This is a genomic window from Nocardia sp. NPDC058497, from assembly GCF_042720195.1.
In the GTDB taxonomy this organism is placed as follows: Bacteria; Actinomycetota; Actinomycetes; order Mycobacteriales; family Mycobacteriaceae; genus Nocardia.
In genome coordinates this window covers 1-3,527 of record NZ_JBHXMY010000597.1, presented here as the reverse complement: position 1 = coordinate 3,527, position 3,527 = coordinate 1, and the positions used below count along the sequence as shown (strand labels likewise).

6 protein-coding genes are annotated in these 3,527 nt (G+C 66.9%); 4 read left to right on the top strand and 2 right to left on the bottom strand.

What is annotated here, in order from left to right:
- A partial coding sequence (locus ACFWPJ_RS27915; RefSeq protein ID WP_378855734.1) for a type II CAAX prenyl endopeptidase Rce1 family protein occupies positions 1-337 on the top strand: 337 nt, incomplete at its 5' end.
- 179 nt (positions 338-516) lie between these two features.
- Complete coding sequence (locus ACFWPJ_RS27910; protein ID WP_378855732.1) at positions 517-873, top strand: TerD family protein; 357 nt, start codon at positions 517-519, stop codon at positions 871-873.
- A 23-nt stretch (positions 874-896) separates the two neighbouring features.
- Here the strand turns inward: ACFWPJ_RS27910 and ACFWPJ_RS27905 are convergent, their stop codons facing one another.
- On the bottom strand, positions 897-1,535 hold the full coding sequence (locus ACFWPJ_RS27905) for an SgcJ/EcaC family oxidoreductase (protein ID WP_378855730.1): 639 nt from the start codon (positions 1,533-1,535) through the stop codon (positions 897-899).
- A gap of 160 nt (positions 1,536-1,695) precedes the next feature.
- On the opposite strand from ACFWPJ_RS27905, the gene ACFWPJ_RS27900 reads away from it, so the two are divergent.
- On the top strand, positions 1,696-2,118 hold the full coding sequence (locus ACFWPJ_RS27900) for a MarR family winged helix-turn-helix transcriptional regulator (RefSeq protein ID WP_378855728.1): 423 nt from the start codon (positions 1,696-1,698) through the stop codon (positions 2,116-2,118).
- A gap of 31 nt (positions 2,119-2,149) precedes the next feature.
- Positions 2,150-2,278 (top strand): hypothetical protein, encoded by a 129-nt coding sequence (locus ACFWPJ_RS27895; RefSeq protein WP_378855726.1) that lies wholly within the window; start codon positions 2,150-2,152, stop codon positions 2,276-2,278.
- Between the two features lie 231 nt (positions 2,279-2,509).
- Here ACFWPJ_RS27895 and ACFWPJ_RS27890 read toward each other — a convergent pair.
- Positions 2,510-3,527: flavin monoamine oxidase family protein (locus ACFWPJ_RS27890; protein WP_378855724.1), on the bottom strand; the 1,018-nt coding region annotated here is incomplete at its 5' end.

Here is a 3,527-nt window from a genome sequence, read left to right as displayed (position 1 = left end):
CGGGCTCACCGAGGGCCGGGTCGCGTTGTGGTCGAGCATCGTGTTCGGCGCGGTGCATCTGGCCAACGGGGTGACACATGGTGTCAGCGCGCTGCCGCAGGCGATCATCGTCAGCCTGGCCGGGTATTTCTTCTACCTGACTCGCCGGGTCAGCCGCGGCAACACCGTCAACTCCGTGCTGCACGGCCTGTTCGACTTCACCCTGCTCACCGGAACGGTCATCCTGGCGGATCAGACCATGTATCTGGGCACCCTGCTGCCGATTCTGGTCTACCCGCTGCTGGCGATCGTGCTGCTCGTCAAGCGCCACAGCATCGAGCCCGCCACGGCTTCCTGACCGAAGGAGAACGAATTGGGTGCTCCCGGTGGAGGTGTGACCACAGGGCCGAGGGCGTGACTCGACGAAACCCGTGATCCCCCGGTTGCGGGGGCCGGGTCCGTGCGCCATGTTTGCGGATAGGTGCACCGGGGGATCCGGACGGCAACCGGCCGAAGCAACTCGACCAGGAGCATCACATGCCCGGAGCAGTCCCCCACGCCACACTCACTCACATCACTGTGGGTCTGGGCTGGGATCCCGTGCGCGCAGGCAAGTTCCGGCGGCGCGCGAAAGACATCGACCTCAACGTGGCCGCGCTGTCGTTCAGCGGAACCCGCTTCGCCGACATCGCCTTTCACGAACAACTGACCTCGCGAGACGGTGCCATCCGCCACCTGGGTGACGGATCGACCTGGCCACCGCCCGCTCCCACACCGGCCTCATCCTCGGCACACTGCATCGCGCCCACGATGATTGGAAGTTCACCCTCATCGCCGAGCCCATCCCGGCAGAACACGTCGTCGACGCCGTCCCCCACCTCACCGCCTACCTGAGCTGAGCACGGTCACCAGCGCTCTCACCGTTCGGCCTCGGGCTTGGTGTCTGGATCGAACAGGAACGAGATGCGCTCCATGACCGTCTTGCGCTGCGTGTTCTGGAAAGCGGCGATGCGCCACTGCGCGTCCTGTTCGCGCACCATGGTGAAGGACGCGGTCTTGGACAGCTCGCTCGGCCGCTCGTCGTCGTACCGGTCGCCCCGGGTGGTGACGACCGCGGTGTCCGCGCCGAAGAAGCGAATGCCGAGGTAGGAGTCGGCGAGCTTGCTGCCCTTGACGAATCCATCGAACAGCGCGCGGTGACTCTCGGTGATATCGCGGCGGCCGTCGTAATAGGTGCCCACGAAGGTGGTGTAGGTGCCGTTCTCGGTGAAGACCGCGCCGTAGGCGTCGGCGTCGCCCCGCTCCCAGGCCGCGTTCAGCTCGGCGAGCGTCGCGCAGACGCCATGCAGGTCCGCGGCGGTGCCACCGTCGGGCGTGACGTCCGTGCACTCGGCAACGCCTTGATTGCGCACCTCCGAGGCTTTATCCAGCCACACGTACCCGCCGACGGCGGCGATGCCGAGACTCAGCGCGCTCACGCCCAGCACCTTCGCGACGGTGCGGCGACGGGACGTGGCTGGGGTCGCGGAGTCGGTATTCGCGGTGGTCGTAGTCATTTCGGGAGCCCCTCTCATGCTATCCTCTGCTTAGAAGATCTATCTTCTCCAAAGATGTATCTTCGTTTAGGAAGAGATTACGAGGAAGGGTGAGCTCTTGTCAACGGATCGATGTGACATCGACCCCGGTCAGGTCTTTCGGCGGTACCTGAGTTCGGTTGTGCTGCATGCTCAAGCGGGCGCGAAGGCGGTCGGACTCGGAGCCACCGACCTGTACGCGCTGAATATCCTCGAACTGAGCGGGGCGATGACTCCCGGCGAACTCGGCACCCGCACAGGGCTGACCACCGGACCCACCACCCGGCTCGTCGACCGCCTGGAACAAGCCGGGTATGTGCGCCGCACCGCCGATCCCGGCGACCGCCGCAAGGTCATGGTCGAGCCGGTCGCCCAGCCGGCCGACCTCGACACGGTGCTCGCCCCCGCACGCCGCAAGATCGGCGACATCATCCGCGGCTACACGCCCGAACAGCAGGAATTCCTCTTCGACTACTTCGCACGGGCCGCCGACGCCTTCCAGCAGGCAGCCGGCGAAATCGGCGCCGCCGAACCGGCCGCCGGCATCGACACCCCGAGTTCATAGCCAAGAGCTATGTCGAGGAGTGCTGGCCGCGGTGTATTCAGCACTGGTCGATATCGGAGATGACCTGGCGCGGTTGAACGCTGACGGCGCGCACTACACCGTGTTCGGTCAAGCCGACCTCGGGTTCCCGGCGGCTGGCACTGCGGCGGGTGCGCGGTGAGCGCCCGCGAGTTCGGGCCGCCGCTGGGAACCAGGACCGTGAACACGTCTTCCGGTCCGGTCTACGTCGTCATCGGGCGCCCGCCCGAGGATGCGGCGCAGGATCGCCTCGGTGGAGGCGGTGCCGGTTCCGATTACTACCGGCACCCCCATCACGGAGCTGGACCGACGAGCTGGTCGGGGTGACCAAACTCTTGGGGTTCGATCTGCTGCCGCGGATCAAGCGGTTTCGCTATCGCGGCGTGACCTGGTCTCGCTGCGCGAGGGCGTCGAGGACCTCGTGGGCGACGCGGGTGCCGGATTCGATGGCACCGTCGAGGTAGCCCGGGTGATCGACCGCGGTTTCGGTACCGGCCCAATGAATGTCGCCTACCGGCGTGAACGGCAGTGGCATGAGCGCGTCGGTGGCGCCCGGTTCGGGAACTGCGAAGTAGCCGCCGCCGACGTTGTCGTCGAGATGCCAGGCTTTCTCGTGCCAGCTCACCGGCTCGAGGACCTCGGTGCCGAGCCAGGAAGCCAGGGGACCGAGGATGGTTTCGCGGCGAGAGGCGGCGTCGAGCTGGTCGAGTGCGCGTGCGTGCGGGCCGCCTACCAGCATGCACAGGTGGCCGGGACCATCGGGCGGGCTGGTGTCGAACACGGCGATCCTGGGAGCACCGAGGACCACGATCTCGGCATTCTTGCCGCGGTCTCGCCAGAACGGCCGGTCGAACACCGCGATCGCTTTGTAGACCGACCCCATGTAGCTGCGGGTGGCGGCGGCGATCCGATCGGGCGGCAGGGACGGCTGGAAGCTGATGCGGTCCAGCAGCGGTGGTGGAACTGTCACTACGACTTTGGTGGCGTGGACCGTACCCGCGGTCGTGGCGAGGGTGACGCCGTCGGCGCCCTCTCCGATCGAGGTGACCCGGTGCCCGAGACGAACACGGGGACCGAGTTCGCCGGCAAGGCCATCGACGAGGGTGCCGACACCTTCGACCAGCAGATCCTCCTGCGCGCCGCCGGTGGTCGACAGCATGGTCCGCAGTCCGCCCTGCAGGCGGATCAACCTCATCATCGTCTGCACCGACATCCGGTCGAGGTCGGCGGTCCACGAGATCAGGGCGGCCAGTTCCAGCAGTCGTCGTGGTGTGCGCCCGGGCACCTTGGCCAACCAGTCCGCGACGGTCGTGGTGTCCCACCGCCGGCGTGGATGGATGTGGGACAACGCTTCCAGGCCGAGAAGAACACCTCCGGTCGCCAGCGTCGAC